Origin of the sequence: Burkholderia sp. WP42, assembly GCF_000745665.1 — a bacterium.
Taxonomy (GTDB): Bacteria; Pseudomonadota; Gammaproteobacteria; order Burkholderiales; family Burkholderiaceae; genus Burkholderia; species Burkholderia vietnamiensis.
The window spans coordinates 247,850-264,762 of sequence record NZ_JQJT01000006.1 but is presented as its reverse complement, the minus strand read 5'-3'; the positions used below and the strand labels follow the sequence as shown (position 1 = coordinate 264,762).

14 protein-coding genes are annotated in these 16,913 nt (G+C 65.6%); 10 read left to right on the top strand and 4 right to left on the bottom strand.

What is annotated here, in order from left to right:
- Window positions 1-127 precede the first annotated feature (127 nt).
- From recA to EX20_RS03400, 9 genes are all read left to right on the top strand, one after another.
- On the top strand, window positions 128-1,198 hold the full coding sequence (recA, locus tag EX20_RS03440; protein ID WP_011885928.1) for a recombinase RecA: 1,071 nt from the start codon (window positions 128-130) through the stop codon (window positions 1,196-1,198).
- Window positions 1,198-2,055, top strand: a complete 858-nt coding sequence (recX, locus tag EX20_RS03435) for a recombination regulator RecX (protein ID WP_034192676.1) — start codon at window positions 1,198-1,200, stop codon at window positions 2,053-2,055. The genes recA and recX overlap by 1 nt, the downstream gene beginning before the upstream one ends.
- A 146-nt stretch (window positions 2,056-2,201) precedes the next feature.
- Window positions 2,202-2,810 carry a DUF2889 domain-containing protein gene (locus tag EX20_RS03430; RefSeq protein ID WP_011885926.1) on the top strand — a complete coding sequence of 203 codons (609 nt, stop codon included), beginning with the start codon at window positions 2,202-2,204 and terminating at the stop codon, window positions 2,808-2,810.
- Window positions 2,811-2,878: 68 nt separating this feature from the next.
- Window positions 2,879-4,045, top strand: a complete 1,167-nt coding sequence (sucC, locus tag EX20_RS03425) for an ADP-forming succinate--CoA ligase subunit beta (RefSeq protein WP_011885925.1) — start codon at window positions 2,879-2,881, stop codon at window positions 4,043-4,045.
- A 68-nt stretch (window positions 4,046-4,113) separates the two neighbouring features.
- A complete protein-coding gene (gene sucD / locus EX20_RS03420) occupies window positions 4,114-4,995 on the top strand; it encodes a succinate--CoA ligase subunit alpha (RefSeq protein ID WP_011885924.1) in 882 nt (293 codons plus the stop codon).
- Between the two features lie 159 nt (window positions 4,996-5,154).
- Window positions 5,155-5,859 (top strand): TerC family protein, encoded by a 705-nt coding sequence (locus tag EX20_RS03415; protein WP_034192675.1) that lies wholly within the window; start codon window positions 5,155-5,157, stop codon window positions 5,857-5,859.
- Window positions 5,860-5,957: 98 nt separating this feature from the next.
- The gene (locus tag EX20_RS03410; RefSeq protein ID WP_034192674.1) at window positions 5,958-6,554 is read left to right on the top strand and encodes a pilin; all 597 of its coding nucleotides are present in this window, start codon (window positions 5,958-5,960) and stop codon (window positions 6,552-6,554) included.
- 153 nt (window positions 6,555-6,707) lie between these two features.
- Entirely contained in the window at window positions 6,708-8,486 is a 1,779-nt protein-coding gene (locus tag EX20_RS03405; protein WP_034192673.1) for a PglL family O-oligosaccharyltransferase, read from the top strand.
- Window positions 8,487-8,893: 407 nt separating this feature from the next.
- On the top strand, window positions 8,894-9,244 hold the full coding sequence (locus EX20_RS03400) for a TonB family protein (protein ID WP_034192672.1): 351 nt from the start codon (window positions 8,894-8,896) through the stop codon (window positions 9,242-9,244).
- A gap of 171 nt (window positions 9,245-9,415) precedes the next feature.
- Here the strand turns inward: EX20_RS03400 and EX20_RS03395 are convergent, their stop codons facing one another.
- The 4 genes from EX20_RS03395 to moaC form a co-directional block, all read right to left on the bottom strand.
- Window positions 9,416-10,582 (bottom strand): WD40/YVTN/BNR-like repeat-containing protein, encoded by a 1,167-nt coding sequence (locus EX20_RS03395; RefSeq protein WP_034192671.1) that lies wholly within the window; start codon window positions 10,580-10,582, stop codon window positions 9,416-9,418.
- Between the two features lie 79 nt (window positions 10,583-10,661).
- Window positions 10,662-11,609 (bottom strand): hypothetical protein, encoded by a 948-nt coding sequence (locus EX20_RS03390; protein ID WP_034192670.1) that lies wholly within the window; start codon window positions 11,607-11,609, stop codon window positions 10,662-10,664.
- Entirely contained in the window at window positions 11,602-14,289 is a 2,688-nt protein-coding gene (locus EX20_RS03385; RefSeq protein WP_034192669.1) for a type VI secretion system Vgr family protein, read from the bottom strand. Before EX20_RS03385 ends, EX20_RS03390 begins: the two co-directional genes overlap by 8 nt.
- A gap of 117 nt (window positions 14,290-14,406) precedes the next feature.
- Window positions 14,407-14,895, bottom strand: a complete 489-nt coding sequence (gene moaC, locus EX20_RS03380; protein WP_034192668.1) for a cyclic pyranopterin monophosphate synthase MoaC — start codon at window positions 14,893-14,895, stop codon at window positions 14,407-14,409.
- Between the two features lie 315 nt (window positions 14,896-15,210).
- On the opposite strand from moaC, the gene EX20_RS03375 reads away from it, so the two are divergent.
- Complete coding sequence (locus EX20_RS03375) at window positions 15,211-16,905, top strand: M48 family metalloprotease (protein ID WP_014723571.1); 1,695 nt, start codon at window positions 15,211-15,213, stop codon at window positions 16,903-16,905.
- The last annotated feature ends 8 nt before the right edge of the window (window positions 16,906-16,913 follow it).

The window sequence follows — 16,913 nt, the reverse complement described above, 5'->3', positions numbered from 1 at the left end:
TACAACGCAGCCTGCATTGCGGGCTTGCATAAAACACTGTTTTTTTATACAGTGTCTGCATTCGTGGGCAGCGCTTGAAGCGGGCGCGCCTCTGACAGACGCTGCTCATCATAGCAAAGGACGATTCATGGAAGATAGCAAGAAGGGCTCCGGGATGACCGCCGAGAAGAGCAAGGCGCTGGCGGCCGCACTCGCGCAGATCGAGAAGCAGTTCGGCAAAGGGTCGATCATGCGGATGGGCGACGGCGACGTGAAGGAAGACATCCAGGTCGTCTCCACGGGCTCGCTGGGCCTCGATATCGCGCTCGGCGTCGGCGGCCTGCCGCGCGGCCGGGTGGTCGAAATCTACGGTCCGGAATCGTCCGGCAAGACCACGCTCACGCTGCAGGTGATCGCCGAGCTGCAGAAGCTGGGCGGCACGGCAGCCTTCATCGACGCCGAGCACGCGCTCGACGTCCAGTACGCGGCGAAGCTCGGCGTGAACGTGCCTGAGCTGCTGATCTCGCAGCCGGACACCGGCGAACAGGCGCTCGAAATCACCGACGCGCTCGTGCGCTCGGGCTCGATCGACATGATCGTCATCGACTCGGTCGCGGCACTGGTGCCGAAGGCCGAAATCGAAGGCGAGATGGGCGATTCGCTGCCGGGTCTGCAGGCGCGTCTGATGTCGCAGGCGCTGCGCAAGCTGACGGGCACGATCAAGCGCACGAACTGCCTCGTGATCTTCATCAACCAGATCCGGATGAAGATCGGCGTGATGTTCGGCAACCCGGAAACCACGACGGGCGGCAATGCACTGAAGTTCTATTCGTCGGTGCGTCTGGACATCCGCCGGATCGGCTCGATCAAGAAGAACGACGAGGTGATCGGCAACGAAACCCGCGTGAAGGTCGTCAAGAACAAGGTATCGCCGCCGTTCCGCGAAGCGATCTTCGACATCCTCTACGGCGAAGGCATTTCGCGTCAGGGCGAGATCATCGATCTCGGCGTGCAGGCGAAAATCGTCGACAAGGCCGGCGCCTGGTACAGCTACAACGGCGAGAAGATCGGTCAGGGCAAGGACAACGCGCGTGAATTCCTGCGCGAGAATCCCGAAATCGCACGCGAGATCGAGAACCGCATTCGCGAGTCGCTCGGTGTCGTCGCGATGCCCGATGGCGTGGTCGACGAAGCCGAGGCGATGGACGAAGAAGAGTGATGGCAGGGCGCCGAGGGCAGGCCGGCGAACCGGAAGCGAGCGACACGTCCGACGTGACGGGGCGCTCCGGCCGGCGAGCCGCATCCTCGGGCACCGACCGGCGCAGCGCGGCCGGTCGTGCCGCGCATCGCACCGAAACGAGGGCATCCGACGATGCCCTCGTTTCGTTTGAGATTGCGCCGCCGGTCGATCCGTTCGACGACGACGAATCGTTCGATGCGCACGATCGGTCGCGTCGGCGCGTGTCGGGCATCGGCATCCTCGGCGCGCGCGCGGCCGATGCCGCGGCGCCGGTCACGGAAGATGTCTACACGCGCAGCAGTCAGCATCCGCGCCGCACGCGTCGCGCGTCCGGCGGTGCTGCCGGCGAGCCTTCCGCCACCGCCGAGCGCAAATCGTCGAAGCCGCCGCGCTCGCTGAAGGGCCGCGCGCTCGGCTATCTGTCGCGGCGCGAGTACAGCCGCGCGGAGCTGGCCCGCAAGCTCGCACCGTACGTCGGCGAGGACGAATCCGTCGAGCCGGTGCTCGATGCGCTGGAGCAGGAAGGCTGGCTGTCCGACGCGCGCTTTGCCGAGAGCCTCGTGCATCGTCGCGCATCGCGTGTCGGCGTCGCGCGCATCGTGAGCGAACTGAAGCGCCATGCAGTCGGCGACACGCTCGTCGAAGAAGTGAATGCTCAATTGCGCGAGACCGAATTGACCCGCGCGCAGGCCGTCTGGCGCAAGAAATTCGGTGCGCTGCCGCAAACTCCGGCGGAGCGCGCGAAGCAGGCGCGCTTTCTCGCGGCGCGGGGCTTCTCGAGCGCGACCATCGTGAAGTTGCTGAAGGCCGGCGACGATCTCCCGATCGACGACTGACGGGCTCCGTCGCGCGCGCTGCGCGCGATTTTGCTGCAACGCAACCGCTTCCGGACAGGCGGGAATACCCGCCGTCGCGCGCCCATGCCTCAGATACCCAATATGCTAAAATCCACGGGTTTTCCTCTTCGGCCTCAACCTCCAGCATGCCGCTATCCGAGCCCGTGCCCCGTCAGTTGCGACATCGACGCGCAATCCGAGCGGAAGCCTACGAGCGCGGCGACGGCTTGTGGGACATCGAAGCCTGCCTGACCGATCACAAGCCGCGCGATGTTGCGCTTGCGTCGGGCATTCGGCCCCAGGGCTTGCCGATTCACGAACTCTGGCTGCGCGTGACCATCGATCGTGACCTCAATGTCGTCGACGCCGAAGCGTCCTCGGAATGGGTTCCCTATCCCGGTCACTGCCAATCTGCTCCTCCCGCCTATCGGGCCCTCATCGGGCTCAACCTCTTCCGCAATTTCCGCCGTAACGCGAACCGGCTGCTCGCCGGCGTCGCAGGCTGCTCCCACCTCACCGAACTGTGCGCCGTGCTGCCGACGGCGGCGATCCAGGCGTTCGCCGGTGACGTGTGGAACGTGCGCGAGGAAGGCGGCGAAGGGCCGGGCCACGGCGTGGAGCACGTCGAGCCGCCGTTCCAGCTCGGCCGCTGCCAGGCGTTGCGGTTCGACGGCGAAGTCGTGCGGCAGTACTACCCGCGCTGGTATGGTCCGATCCGGCCCGATATGCGCGTTGAAGGCAGCACGAAGGAATGAACGGAAATCATTCGAAGAAGCGTCTTAAGCGACATTTCATCCATCTCTCAGACTGAAGGGAATCACGCATGAAGATTCACGAGTACCAGGGTAAGGAAATCCTGCGGAAATTCGGAGTCGCGGTACCGCGCGGCAAGCCGGCGTTCTCGGTTGACGAGGCCGTCAAGGTGGCAGAAGAGCTGGGCGGCCCGGTGTGGGTCGTGAAGGCTCAGATTCACGCGGGTGGTCGCGGCAAGGGCGGCGGCGTGAAAGTTGCGAAGACGATCGAGCAGGTTCGCGAATACGCGAACCAGATCCTCGGCATGCAGCTCGTTACGCACCAAACGGGTCCGGAAGGCCAGAAGGTCAACCGTCTGCTGATCGAAGAAGGCGCCGACATCAAGCAGGAGCTGTACGTCAGCCTCGTCGTCGATCGCGTGTCGCAAAAGATCGTTCTGATGGGTTCGAGCGAAGGCGGCATGGACATCGAGGAAGTTGCGGAAAAGCATCCGGAACTGATCCACAAGGTCATCGTCGAGCCGTCGACGGGCCTGCTCGACGCGCAGGCGGACGACCTCGCCGCGAAGATCGGCGTGCCGGCTGCATCGATCCCGCAAGCGCGCACGATCCTGCAAGGCCTGTACAAGGCATTCTGGGAAACCGACGCGTCGCTCGCCGAAATCAACCCGCTGAACGTTTCCGGCGACGGCAAGGTCACCGCACTCGACGCGAAGTTCAACTTCGACTCGAACGCGCTGTTCCGCCACCCGGAAATCGTCGCGTACCGCGATCTCGACGAAGAAGATCCGGCTGAAATCGAAGCATCGAAGTTCGATCTCGCGTACATCTCGCTCGACGGCAACATCGGCTGCCTCGTGAACGGCGCAGGCCTCGCGATGGCGACGATGGACACGATCAAGCTGTTCGGCGGCGAGCCGGCGAACTTCCTGGACGTCGGCGGCGGCGCGACGACCGAGAAGGTCACCGAAGCGTTCAAGCTGATGCTGAAGAACCCGGGCCTGAAGGCGATCCTCGTGAACATCTTCGGCGGCATCATGCGCTGCGACGTGATCGCGGAAGGCGTGATCGCCGGTTCGAAGGCCGTGAACCTGAACGTGCCGCTCGTCGTGCGCATGAAGGGCACGAACGAGGACCTCGGCAAGAAGATGCTGGCCGATTCGGGCCTGCCGATCATCTCGGCAGACAGCATGGAAGAGGCTGCGCAGAAGGTCGTCGCGGCTGCGGCAGGCAAGTAAGCGCGCTCAATGAACACGCATGGCGGCGCGGTGTGCACGCGACGCCAATCGAACAGAGGTCAAAATACATGTCGATTCTGATCAACAAGGACACGAAGGTCATCACGCAGGGCATTACCGGCAAGACCGGTCAGTTCCATACGCGCGCCTGCCGTGAATATGCAAACGGCCGCGAAGCGTTCGTCGCGGGCGTGAACCCGAAGAAGGCCGGCGAAGATTTCGAAGGCATTCCGATCTACGCAAGCGTCAAGGAAGCGAAGGCTGAAACCGGCGCGACCGTGTCGGTCATCTACGTTCCGCCGGCAGGCGCAGCTGCAGCGATCTGGGAAGCGGTCGAAGCCGACCTCGATCTCGCGATCTGCATCACCGAAGGCATTCCGGTGCGCGACATGATCGAAGTGAAGGACCGCATGCGTCGCGAAGGCCGCAAGACGCTGCTGCTCGGGCCGAACTGCCCGGGCACGATCACGCCGGACGAGCTCAAGATCGGCATCATGCCGGGCCACATTCACCGCAAGGGCCGCATCGGCGTCGTGTCGCGTTCGGGCACGCTGACGTATGAAGCCGTTGCGCAACTGACGGCACTCGGCCTCGGCCAGTCGTCGGCGGTCGGTATCGGCGGCGACCCGATCAACGGTCTGAAGCACATCGACGTGATGCAGATGTTCAACGACGATCCGGATACGGATGCGGTCGTGATGATCGGCGAAATCGGCGGTCCGGACGAAGCCAACGCCGCTCAGTGGATCAAGGACAACATGAAGAAGCCGGTGGTCGGCTTCATCGCGGGCGTCACGGCGCCTCCGGGCAAGCGCATGGGCCACGCCGGCGCGCTGATCTCGGGCGGTGCGGACACGGCCGAAGCGAAGCTGGAAATCATGGAAGCGTGTGGCATCACCGTCACGCGCAACCCGTCGGAAATGGGCCGTCTGCTCAAGAAGGCGCTGTAAGTTCCGCGTGGTTCGTCCTGCAAGAAACGCCGGCCCAGCCGGCGTTTTTTGTTATGCTCGCGAAATTAATTTGTAAGCCGGGGCGCATGCGCACTGCGTGTGCCGACGACCAACCGGGCCGCCCGTCGGGCGGCCGTCATCCTGCACCTGCCGCCACTCATGCCTGAATTCCTGACGTCGCTGCACTGGGGCGCCGTGTTGCAGATCGTCGTCATCGACATCCTGCTCGGCGGCGACAACGCGGTCGTGATCGCGCTCGCGTGCCGCAACCTGCCTGCCAATCAGCGGCTGCGCGGCGTCGTGTGGGGTACGGCCGGCGCGATCATGCTGCGCGTCGCGCTGATCGCATTTGCAGTCACACTGCTCGACGTGCCGTTCCTGAAATTCGGCGGCGGCCTGCTGTTGCTGTGGATCGGCATCAAGCTGATGGCGCCGGCCGCCGACGCGCACGACAGCGTCAAGCCGGCCGATCGGCTGTGGGACGCGGTGAAGACGATCGTGCTCGCCGACGCCGTGATGAGCCTCGACAATGTGATCGCGATCGCGGGCGCGGCCGAGCAGGCCGATCCGCAGCACCGGCTGGCGCTGGTGATCTTCGGGCTGATCGTGAGCGTGCCGATCATCGTGTGGGGCAGCACGCTGGTGCTGCGGCTGCTCGATCGCTTCCCGATCATCGTCGCGTTCGGCGCCGGCCTGCTCGGCTGGATCGCGGGCGGTTTGATGGTCCACGATCCGGTCGGCGATGGCTGGCCGGTGCTCGATACGCCGGCCGCGATCTACGGCGCGAGCATTGCCGGCGCGCTGTTCGTCGTCGCCGCCGGCTTCCTGCTGCGGCGCCGCCGCGGCATCCCGCAAGCGCATTGACGGTTGGCCGTCAGGCCGAGTGTCGGCCGCGCGGCCCGCTGGCTACGATCGAAACGCCTGCCCGATTCGGCAGGCGTTTTTCGTTTCTGGAGCCAGTCATGTTCGAAGCCTTTTCCGTTTCCCTGTTTCGTCGCTTTGCCGCCGATATGCGGCGCGCGCGCCGGCCGGTGCCGCGCTGGCATCCGGCCGGCTTCACGCTGATCGAGCTGATGATCGTGCTCGCGATCGTCGGCGTGATCGCCGCCTACGCGATACCCGCTTATCAGGATTACCTCGCGCGTTCGCGGGTGGGCGAGGGGCTCGCCCTTGCGTCGTCCGCGCGCCTTGCGGTGGCCGACAACGCCGCGAGCGGCGCGGCCCTCGACGGCGGCTACAGCGCGCCGGCCGCGACCCGCAACGTCGAATCCGTTCGGATCGACGGCGACACCGGCCAGATCACGGTTGCGTTCACGGCCCGCGTCGCCGCGGCGGGCGCGAATACGCTGGTGCTGGTGCCGTCGGCGCCGGACAAGGCCGACGCGCCGACCGCACGCGTGCCGCTCAAAATGGGGACGATGCAGGCCGGCGCGATCGCGTGGGAGTGTTTTGCCGGCGGCAAGGACGCTTCGTCGCTGCCGGCGCCCGGCGCAGGCCCGATGCCGGCCGAGGCGGCGACCTTGCCTGCGAAATATGCACCGGCGGAATGCCGCGCGTAACGGCAGGCATGCGCGGGATGGTGCGGGCGGCACGCATCGCGGGGTGCCGGCCGGCCCGGGCCGGCCGCACATGGCGGCTGCCGGGGCGACGGCTCCCGCACAGAGTGGGGAAAGTTTTGTATAGTGCGCCGGTTGCTGACATCCGGTTCGCTCATGCCTTCTACTTTTTCCCGCTCGTTGTCGCTCGTTGCGCTGGCTGTCGCGCTGATCGTGCCGTACTCGATCACGAACCATACGTATCCGATTCCGACGTTCTATTCCGAGTTCGCCGCGCTGGTGCTGTATCTGCTGGTCGGGGTTTCCGTCGTGCTGCTCGCGCGCACCGGCCGCCCGGCCGAACCGTTCGCGGCGCCGGCCGCATTCGTCGCGCCGCTCGGGTTTGGCGCGGTGCTGCTCGCGCAGGTCGCGCTGTTGCCGCTGAAGGTGCCGTCGATGAACTGGCTGGCGCTGGGCTATCTGGCCGCGGCGCTGGTCGCGATGCAGGCCGGCTACACGCTCGCGCGCGAGGGTCTCGCCGAAGCCACCGCCCGGATGATGGCGGGCGCGTTGCTCGTGGGCGGGGTGTTCGCGGTTGCGACCCAGATCGTCCAGTTGTTCCATTTCGAGTCCGCGCTGTCGCCGTTCGTCGTGGTGTACAACATCGCGGACGACCGCCGGCCGTACGGCAACATGGCGCAGGCGAACCACCTCGCGACCTATATCGCGTTCGCGCTCGCCGGCGCGCTTTATCTGGTGCAGACGCGCCGCCTCGCGGTGTGGGCATGGCTCGCGCTGTCGATCGTGCTGTCGGCCGGGCTTGCGCTGACCGTGTCGCGCGGGCCGTGGCTGCAGGTTGCGGTGATGGTCGTCGCCGGTTTCTGGATGGCATGGGTCGAGTCGCGCCGTGCGCCGGGCAATCGCCGTGCGTGGCTGATCCCGGTCGTGCTGGCGCTGGCGTTCGTCGCGGTGAACGTCGCGGTGCGCTGGGCCAACGTGCATTTCCATCTGGGGCTCGCCGAATCGGCGGCCGAGCGCATGCGCGACGCGGGCCAGATTGCGCCGCGCCTTGCGCTGTGGAAGTACGGGCTCGCGATGTTCCGCGAGCATCCGCTGCTCGGCGTCGGCTGGGGCGAATTCCCGTCGCACCAGTTCGCGCTTGCGCGCGCGCTCGGCGGCGTCGAGATCGCGAACAACTCGCACGACATCTTCATCGACCTGCTCGCGAAGTCGGGCCTCGTCGGCCTCGGCGTGCTGGCCCTGGCGCTCGTCGCGTGGTTCGTGCGCGCGGTGCGCGCGCCGCAGTCGAGCACGCGCGTGTTCGGTTTCGCGCTGATCGGCGTGCTGCTGATGCACGCGCTCGTCGAGTATCCGCAGCAGTACATGTTCTTCCTGCTGCCGGCGATGTTCGTGATCGGGCTGCTCGACGTGAAGCCGCTGCGCTGGCTGCCCGGCCGCGCGGCGTTCGCGCTGTTTGCGGTGCTGTCGGTCGGCGGCGTGCTGGCGGCGGTGCCGGTGCTGCGCGACTACCAGCGCGCCGAAGTGCTGTATTACGGCACCGAGCCGGCCGTGCAGTATCGCGATGCGCCGTCGTTGCTGTTCGGCGCGTGGGGCGACTACGGGGCGGCGACGCTGTTGACGATTTCGCCGGACAACCTGCCGCTGAAGCTCGCCGCGCACGAGCGGGCGATCGCGCTGCTGCCCGGCGAGACGGTGCTGCGCCGTTATGCGGCGCTGCAGGCGCTGGCCGGTCGCGAAGCCGACGCGCTCGATACGGTCGAGCGGCTGCATGTGTTCGCGAAGGAATTGAAGGACTGGCCGCAGCAACTGGCGTTGCTGTACAAGCTGTGCGACGAGCAGCCGGGGCTGAAGACGTTCAAGGCAGCCGTCGTCGCGAAGTACGGTGAAGTGCCGGCCGACGCGGAAGACGACGACTCCGAAGACGATTCGGAATAACGCGCGCCGCGCCGGGCGGGAAGTCCCGGCGCGCGCTGGATCGCGGTGAAGCGGCGGTGCGGTGGCGGCTCGTGACGGCGCGCACATTGCTTCCCGTCGCGAACGGGTAGCGACGGAATCGCGCGATTCGCGTCAACCATTGTCAAATCGTCGCCACGGGAAAGACGGCACGTGCACAATGCGCGGAAGCGTTCGCGTGCGCGCGGCGATGTCGGCCGCACGAGCGAGCGCAGGTCCGCAGATCCGGGAGCCTGCCTGGAACGATCGCGGCCGATGCCACGCGCGGCCTGCGGCCGTAGCGGGCGCCGGTCCGATGGCCGCGGCGCGGGGCGATGCTGGCGGTGCGGCGGACGATGTCCGCCGGCGCGACGCTCGCCGGGAACAGTACTGAAGAACGATATTCGACCATGGCCCTTCGCTCGACCTTTCTGATCCTGCCGGCCGTCGCCGTGCTGTTTTCCGGCTGCGCGATGCTGTCGTCGTCGCAGGAAAGCAAGCTGACCTGCCACATTCCGCGCGCCGTCTATCCGGACAATGCGAAGCCGCTTACGCGCCGAGTCACCGTGCTCGTACGCGCGCTGATGACGACGTCCGGCGAAGCGCAGAACGTGACCGTGACGACGAGCAGCCGCAACGCGGCGGCGGATCGCGCGGCCGTCGACGCGATGACGCACGCGAGCTGCGCGCAGACCGGCGCGACCGCGAATCCGTTCCTGCTCACGCAACCATTCGTGTTCGAGCCGCGGCGCGGGGAGTAGTGGGGGCTGGTGCGGGTGATCGTGGTGTGGCGCACCGGGCGGTTGTGGTCGTTGACTGCCTGCCGGCGCGCCGCGGCCACGTCGCGCTTCGCCGCTTCGTCGAGTGGGCCTACGCTCGGTGTCGCGGCAGCAGGTTCGCTCTATCGGCGCGCGAGCGCGCCGTTCGCGCGATCAGAAGGTGCGCTTTTTCAGCGTATATCCGTGCAACCAGTACAGCGTGTTGGTCTGCGCGTCGAAGTAACCGCCTTGTGCAACCTTGTCGGCGGTTTGATCCCACGACTTGCCGCCGTCGGTGCTGGTGAACGTGAGGTCGATCGGCGCACCGCCGCGACTGCCCGAGTTCGGGTCGGTGGCATAGACGAGCAGGAGGCCGTCACGGCCGACGCTCAGGCTGTCGAGCCTGAGCGTCTCGTCGAACGTGCGCAGTTGGTGCACCGACTCCGGATGGTCGTTCGTCCACATGGAAATGGCGCCCACCCGGCGGCCGTTGTCGCGACTCTCGCCGTTCTGCGGCTTGTCCAGACGTGACAGCGCGTACAGCGAATAGTGTGGCGCCGGTCCCGGCGTGGTATCGAGCGCAGTGATGACCTGGCCCGGCAGTTCGGTTTCGGTCACGAAGGCGTGCTGCTCCCAGTCGAGCCGGCCGATCACGCTGTGCGCCGGCGTCTCTGCAGTCGGAGCGATGGAGTAGGCGACACGCAGCACACCGTCAGGGCCGAGGCTCACCGCATTGAAATTCTTGCGCGTCTTGCCGGCGACGCGCGCATCGACCGGCACGTCGATCGCCTGCCACGTGTTGCCGCCGTCCGCGGTGCGCCATACTCGCGGGCCCCAGCCGATCGCGTAGCCGCGCTGCGGATCGACGAACAGCAGGCGGCCGATGTTCTGGTTTTCGGGCCATTGCAGTTGCGACCACGTTTGGCCGCCGTTGAGCGATTTCCACAGCTTCGTCGTCTGAGGCGCATCGCCGCCATGTGCCTCCGGTGCCTTGTAGTTCATCCATGAGGTGCTGATGAACTGAACCGACCAGTCTGGCGAATACCACCATGCGGCATTCTGGCCGACTTGCTGGAACTGGCGTTTCATCCCGCCGTCGATGGTCCCGCGAAGGAAGCTGATCGTCATGCGGTTCAGCAGCTCGCCTGTGTCGTTCATCCAGGCTTCGGTCGGCTCGGGCCGCTGCGGTTCGTTCGATTCAGCGGTGGGCTTGAATGTCACCTGGGGATTGGCGAGCTTGACGCTCATCACGTCGTTGCCCTTGATGCGGAAGCTGCCGCCGCCATACGGTGTGTCGTTCCGCATGAAGTTGGTCGAGATCGTTTCCCAGCTCGTTGCCATATTTACGTACCCGTATGTTGCAATGGCCAGGGCAACGAGGCTCCCGGCGATCCATTTCCATCGTTTGAGTTTTAGCATGTCACTTGTTTAGCAAACGTTCCAGCGCCCGGCTGACTTCGTCGGACGTGTCCGAACTCCATTCGCGTGCTTTCCTGGCCACGTCTGAGCCCCACTCTCGCGCCTGGTCGGCCGCTTCCGAACTCCAATCGTGCGCCTTTTGTTTGGCGACCGGGATACCCGCGTCCCACGCTTGCTTGAGCGTCCGGCCATCGCCCCATTCCTGAAGATTCGGCCGCATGCCGATCTTGGTTAGATCCGCGACCGGTAGACCGGCCAGCCCACCGTCCAGATAAGCCAACGGGTGGGTGACAAAGGCGAAAGTCTTGAACGTGTCCCCGTTGTTTTCGAGTTCGAGTTCGTATCGTTCCACTTGCATTGAAAGCTCACCGTTGCCCGGCTTCGCACTCTTGAATGCGATCTGGTCTCCCTGCATGTTTTGCTGCAGCCCGATTTCGATGTAGCGCTGAAGCCACCACCGGGCGTTTTCCAGCCATTTCTTTCCTTGAGCCGTTAGAGTGGGATAAAGATTCTTGCCGTAGTCCGAACAATAGTAATAGCCGTAACTCACGTAGTAATCGGGCGGTTTGTGCCCGCAACCGATATGGCGCATCATGAAATTGCCGTGGCGCGACCAGTCGGAATCTGTACTTTTCAGTTCGATCAGCTTTTCCCGTCGATGTAGCAGGCGGCGCGCGACTTCCTTGTCTTTCCATGGATCCCACGAGGTCGCGAATTTCTTCACGGTTTCCCATGCACTCGATTTGCTGACCTTTTCGACCGTCTCCCAGTACTCGCCGTGCAGCGGCTGGTAGTAGAAGGGACACGTGCCGACAATGGAATCTGCGGCCGGTGGTGCGTACTTGTCGCAGATATTGATCGCCACCTTTGGACGATCCTTGTAGCCCGTCGGCGTCAGCATCCCGGAGCCGGTGCCGAGTACGTTCTTGTCCGGTTGCCCGTCAGCCATTCGATTTCCCCAAAAACTTGACGACGACGTCGTGCGGCACGTGGCTCTGCGTGAGCCCCGTCTCACCGGCCGCGTTGGTGACGCCTTCTGAGATCAACTTCCCGTTCGAAAACATCTGATACCGAGTGTTCGCAACCGGGATGTCGGTGCCGGCCCAGTGCGCGATGAAGGCCTGATCGTAGTTGCCCGTCGAGTTGGGCAGTGTCGGCATCGTTTGCGCCAGATGCGTGGGCCCGCTGAATGCGTGTTGCGCACCCTTGACGTCGATCTTGCCGGGCGCATGGACTTCAATGTTGCCGTCCGCGATCCGGATGTAAGCGCCGCCGGACGTCAAGAGGATCTCGTTCGCCGCAGCGCCTTCGAGTGCCCCGGTGGCCGCGATCAGCTTCAGCGTTTTCTGGGCGGTCAGCTCGATGTTGTCAGCCTGTGCTTGCACTTCAACCCTGCCCTTGCCGGCGAACAGCTTGATCCCGGCGTTCTGGGCGAACAGGCTGATGCGGTCGATCACGCTGGCGACCAGCGATTTCCCCGCGGCGACATGCGTGCTTTGCCCGCTGACGACGTTGATGTGCCGGTCCGCAGCAACATGCACAGATTGTTGTGTCGACATCCCGATGCCTGCCGGACTGCCGAACAGCATCACAGGTTCCTTGAACGCATTGGCGATGCCCGTGCCGCCGCCGGCGGTTCTGCCGCCCGACGTGCTGCCGGTCACGCTGCGTTGAGTTGCATCGGTGAACTGCTTCAGTGCCGAATGCCCGGACTCGAGCGGCTCCGCTCGATGCTGCGTGCTGACATCCGACATGGCTTCCATCAGGCCTTCCGCCCGAACGAGCTGTTGCTGCGTTTCCTGAACGTCGAGCGGTTGGCTTGCCGGCTGCTTCTCGTGCGTCGTGACGTACAGGCCGCGGTTCGCGCGCACTGCGCCATATGCGTCCGACCGCAGGTCGAAGCCGCTGCCGAGATAGCTGCCGCGATTATTGCCTGCGTGCTCGATCAAATAGCCGAGATGCAGATGCGCATTGGTCTGGCTGCTATACAGGTGTACGCGATTCTGCGACGTCGCATCGTCGAGGACCAACTGGTTGTACCCGACGCCCGCATATTCCTTGGAGCGATATCCGGACAGGATGCCGTTGCTGTGCCATTGCGGACTTGTTGCGCCGTTATAGACCTTGCCTACGATGATCGGTCGATCGCAGTCGCCGCCGACGAAGTCGACCAGCACCTCCTCGCCGCTGCGGTGTGGATGAACGGCGCCGTAGCCATTTCCGGAATCCGACGTCGTGGCACGTAGCCAGCACGACGCCTTCTCGTCACCGTCGTTCAGGCGATCCCAATGAAAGCGGACTTTGACACGGTTTAGTGCATCCGTGTGAACCTCTTCGCCCTGCGGTGCGACGACGATCGCCGATTGCAAATGCATCGTCGGCTTCGCATGCTCGAACGGGCTGCGAAACGGTACGGTCGTGCGCTGTGCTTCCACGCGAATCTGAAAGAAGCCCTCGCTACCATCGGAATGACGGACGCGCGACAGGGCGGAATCTGTCGCGTGCACGATGCTGTCGATCTCCGCCTTCAGGCTATGAGGAAAAACCGCCTGCTCGTCCGCCACGGGGAGGTTGTTGACAATGACCCACGCCGTCTCGATTACGGCGAATTCGCGCTGGCCGGGATCGTCCTTGTCGTGTTCGGGGTGATCGGCGAATTGGAACGTGCGCCCCGCGTCCATGCGCCGCACGCCGCCGACGCCGTGAAAACGCTTCGCGCGCGACTCCTGATCCTCCATCCAGAGCTTCGACAGATGGTCGCCGCGGGATTGCTCGGCATACGTATGCGCGCCCGTGTATTCATAGACCTCCAGCTGCTGCGGGAGGTCGCCCTGGTTCGCGATCGTCGGCGTGTGAGTGGCCTTCGGATTCGCGGCGGTGGGCGGCTGCTTGTAGTCGAACGTGCGCGTGGCGCGCTCGACGCTCCGCAGCGTACGAGTGCCAGAGAAATGGACGAGTGTGTCGGCTTCGTCGCTTGTACCCGCGCGATGAAAATGCACTACTCGTGGCGACAGCGCGGGCAGCGCGTCGAGGCGGTCGACGATGACGAACCGGTGCGACTTGCCGTCTCGGTCCTGTTCCCAGAAACCGTACAGGCCTTCGGATTCCATCAGCCGGTGCACGAAATTCCAATCGTCCTCGTCCTGCATGCAGAACGAGCGAATTGGTACCGGCTGGTAGAGCCTGAAGGCGAAGCGTCCCTTTGCCTGCGGATGCTGGTTCAGTACGTCGGCAATGATGTCTTCCGCGGACTGATCCTGCCAGATGCGCTGGTCGCGGCGGAACTTAAGGAAATGCAGGAACGATGCAAAAGCAATCTGGTAGTACGTGACACCGCTGTCCGACCCGAGCCGGCGAGCGGAATGCACGTAGCCGTGGTGAGGCGCGTACGATTGATCGCTCTGCTGTATCCACAGCGTCACCGGCTGCGCGATCAGCTTCTTGAGCTCGATGTTGTCGGATACGGAAACCGCATCGACGATAAACTCGAATTGGCGCCCGAGTCGCGACCACCCCTTGACGCGGTGCGGCAACAGTATGTCGGGGCCAAGCGGCGTATCTAGTTTGACAAGGCGCTCATGCTGGACCGGCCTGCCCAGCATCGCGCTTCTCAACATGTTCGAATTCATTACCAGGACTCACTCTTTTTGTTCTGCTGGTCACACGCTCTCTCGTGTGGAATCCACCAATTGTATGAGATAAAGGCGCTGGAATCTCCCCTCGCGGACCGACAGCCTTTCTCGCCCTCAACCCCCCGCATCCTCCGCCGTCCAATCGCCCGACTTCCCGCCGCGCTTCTCCCTGACGCTCACATCGGTGATCACCATCCCGCGATCCACGGCCTTGCACATGTCATACACGGTCAGCAGCCCGACCTGCACGGCCGTCAGCGCTTCCATCTCGACGCCGGTGCGCCCGAACGTCTCGACCTGCGCGACGCAATGCACGCCGGGCAGCGCGTCGTCGAGTTCGAAGTCGACCGCCACGCGCGTCAGCGCGAGCGGATGACACAGCGGAATCAGATCGGCCGTGCGTTTCGCGCCCTGAATCGCGGCGATCCGCGCGACGCCGAGCACGTCGCCTTTCTTTGCCTTGCCGTCGCGGATCAGCGCGAACGTCGCGGGCAACATCCGGATCGTGCCGCGTGCAACCGCGACGCGCTGCGTTTCCTGCTTGCCGCCGACGTCGACCATATGCGCATGGCCGGCGGCGTCGAAGTGGGTAAGTCCTGACATGTCTGGCTCCAGTGGAACGCACGCGCGTGCGAGCGCGTACATCGATCCTGCTTCACGACCGGCCGGGGCGTTCGATCCGCTATCCGCTTCCCGCTCTCCGCGCCGATCCAACGTTTCAACGGGCGCCTATCATAGCAGCGGCCTCTGCGGCCTCTGCGGCCTCTGCGGCCTCAGCGCCCTCGACGGCGCCGCGCGCACCGGCGGCCGATGCGCCGCAACGAACCGTCGCGATCGCCCCGGTACAATGACCCGATTATTCGGACCACACGCCGCGATGCGCGCCGGGCGCGCGGAAGGCGCCGCTTTCACTCTGCCATGCGTGTCAAACAGTTGCTTGCCGTGTTGCTGTCGGCGGCGCTCGTGCTGCCGCCGAACGGCTATGCGCAGCGCGCGTCGGCGCCGCCGCTCGAGTCGGCGGCCGGCGCGTCGCCGTCGATCTCCACCGTCCCGTCCGGCATCGCGACCGGCGTGTTCGGCACCTACGGCGGCGCGGAAAGCCGGTTCTCCGGCGCCGACGGCGCCTCCGCGCCCGTCGCGAACCTGCGCGCGCCGTTGCGCGCACTGGAACTGCCCGATCTCGGCGACGGCTCCGGCGGCTCGCTCACGCCGCAGGCCGAGCGCCGTCTCGGCGAGCGCGTGATGCGCGAGGTGCGGCGCGACCCCGACTATCTCGACGACTGGCTCGTGCGCGACTACCTGAACGCGATGGCGGCGCGGCTCGCGGCCGCGGCGGCCGCGCGCTTCATCGGCGGCTACATGCCCGACTTCGACCTGTTCGCGGTGCGCGACCCGCAGATCAACGCGTTCTCGATGCCGGGCGGCTTCATCGGCGTCAACAGCGGCCTGGTCGTCGCGACGCAGACGGAATCCGAACTCGCGTCGGTGGTCGGCCACGAGATGGGCCACGTGCTGCAGCGGCACATCGCCCGCATGATCGGCGCGAACGAAAAGACCGGCTACACGGCGCTCGCGACGATGCTGCTCGGCGTGCTGGCCGGCGTGCTCGCGCGCAGCGGCGATCTCGGCAGCGCGATCGCGATGGGCGGCCAGGCATACGCGGTCGACAACCAGCTGCGTTTCTCGCGCTCGGCCGAGCGCGAGGCCGATCGCGTCGGCTTCCAGCTGCTCGCGGGCGCCGGCTACGATCCGTACGGGATGCCGGGCTTCTTCGAGCGGCTCGATCGCGCGTCGATGGGCGACGCGGGCGTGCCGGCCTACGCGCGCACGCACCCGCTGACGGGCGAGCGGATCGCCGACATGGAAGATCGCGCCCGCCGCGCGCCGTACCGGCAACCGCGTCAGTCGGCCGAATACGGCTTCGTGCGCGCGCGGCTGCGGGTCCTGCAGAACCGCGCGCCGACCGACATCGCCGCCGAGGCGCACCGGATGCAGCTCGAGATCGACGATCGCACCGCGCCGAACGTCGCGGCGAACCACTACGGCATCGCGCTCGCGAACACGCTGCTCGGCCAGTACGACGCCGCGGACCGCGCGCTCGCGGCGGCGCGCGGCGCATTCGAAGCCGGCGAACGGCGCGCCGACGATCCGACGACGAGTTCGCCGAGCCTCGACGTGCTGGCCGCGGATCTCGCGCGCCGCGCGGGTCGTAACGACGACGCGGTGCGGCTGGCGGCGCTCGCGCAACGCCGCTGGCCCGCGTCGCATGCGGCGATCGTCGCGCACCTGCAGGCGCTGATCGCGGCGCGCCGCTTCGCCGAAGCGCAGACGCTGGCCCGCACGCAGGCGGACGCGGACCCCGAGCAGCCGGACTGGTGGGACTACCTCGCGAAGGCGAGCGACGGCAAGGGCGACGTGCTCACGCGGCGCCGCGCGCTCGCGGAGAAGCTGGCGCTCGACGGCGCGTGGCCGTCGGCGATTCGCCAGTTGAAGGAGGCGCGCGACGCGAAGGACGTGTCGTTCTACGATCAGTCGATCATCGGCGCGCGGCTGCTGGAATTCGAGGCGCGCTACAAGGAAGAGCGCGAAGACGAGAAGAACGGCCGCGGCTGACGGCCTTC

Coding starts and splice junctions, on each gene's coding strand:
- recX (WP_034192676.1), top strand. CDS start 1,198: ATGGCAGGGCGCCGAGGGCAGGCCGGCGAACCGGAAGCGAGCGACACG.
- sucC (WP_011885925.1), top strand. CDS start 2,879: ATGAAGATTCACGAGTACCAGGGTAAGGAAATCCTGCGGAAATTCGGA.
- EX20_RS03400 (WP_034192672.1), top strand. CDS start 8,894: ATGGCCCTTCGCTCGACCTTTCTGATCCTGCCGGCCGTCGCCGTGCTG.
- EX20_RS03375 (WP_014723571.1), top strand. CDS start 15,211: ATGCGTGTCAAACAGTTGCTTGCCGTGTTGCTGTCGGCGGCGCTCGTG.
- EX20_RS03430 (WP_011885926.1), top strand. CDS start 2,202: ATGCCGCTATCCGAGCCCGTGCCCCGTCAGTTGCGACATCGACGCGCA.
- EX20_RS03410 (WP_034192674.1), top strand. CDS start 5,958: ATGTTCGAAGCCTTTTCCGTTTCCCTGTTTCGTCGCTTTGCCGCCGAT.
- EX20_RS03395 (WP_034192671.1), bottom strand. CDS start 10,582: ATGGCAACGAGCTGGGAAACGATCTCGACCAACTTCATGCGGAACGAC.
- moaC (WP_034192668.1), bottom strand. CDS start 14,895: ATGTCAGGACTTACCCACTTCGACGCCGCCGGCCATGCGCATATGGTC.
- recA (WP_011885928.1), top strand. CDS start 128: ATGGAAGATAGCAAGAAGGGCTCCGGGATGACCGCCGAGAAGAGCAAG.
- EX20_RS03385 (WP_034192669.1), bottom strand. CDS start 14,289: ATGAATTCGAACATGTTGAGAAGCGCGATGCTGGGCAGGCCGGTCCAG.
- EX20_RS03415 (WP_034192675.1), top strand. CDS start 5,155: ATGCCTGAATTCCTGACGTCGCTGCACTGGGGCGCCGTGTTGCAGATC.
- sucD (WP_011885924.1), top strand. CDS start 4,114: ATGTCGATTCTGATCAACAAGGACACGAAGGTCATCACGCAGGGCATT.
- EX20_RS03390 (WP_034192670.1), bottom strand. CDS start 11,609: ATGGCTGACGGGCAACCGGACAAGAACGTACTCGGCACCGGCTCCGGG.
- EX20_RS03405 (WP_034192673.1), top strand. CDS start 6,708: ATGCCTTCTACTTTTTCCCGCTCGTTGTCGCTCGTTGCGCTGGCTGTC.